Source organism: Methylocystis suflitae, assembly GCF_024448135.1.
GTDB classification, from domain to species: Bacteria; Pseudomonadota; Alphaproteobacteria; order Rhizobiales; family Beijerinckiaceae; genus Methylocystis; species Methylocystis suflitae.
In genome coordinates, this window is record NZ_JAMRYX010000124.1 from 1 (window position 1) to 435 (window position 435).

The 435-nt window shown below is 53.6% G+C and carries 1 rRNA gene; it reads right to left on the reverse strand.

The annotated features are described in order from the left end of the window. Window positions 1–435 (reverse strand): 23S ribosomal RNA (locus NEI07_RS09930); the annotation flags it as partial.

The following is a 435-nucleotide window of genomic DNA, read 5'->3' on the forward strand; positions in this document are numbered from 1 at the left end:
GATGGCCCTTCCATTCAGAACCACCGGATCACTATGACCTGCTTTCGCACCTGCTCGCGCCGTCACGCTCGCAGTCAAGCTGGCTTATGCCATTGCACTAACCTCCTGATGTCCGACCAGGATTAGCCAACCTTCGTGCTCCTCCGTTACTCTTTAGGAGGAGACCGCCCCAGTCAAACTACCCACCAGACACTGTCCGCAACCCGGATTACGGGCCAACGTTAGAACATCAAACATTAAAGGGTGGTATTTCAAGGTCGGCTCCATGCAGACTGGCGTCCACACTTCAAAGCCTCCCACCTATCCTACACATCAAGGCTCAATGTTCAGTGTCAAGCTATAGTAAAGGTTCACGGGGTCTTTCCGTCTTGCCGCGGGTACACTGCATCTTCACAGCGAGTTCAATTTCACTGAGTCTCGGGTGGAGACAGCCTG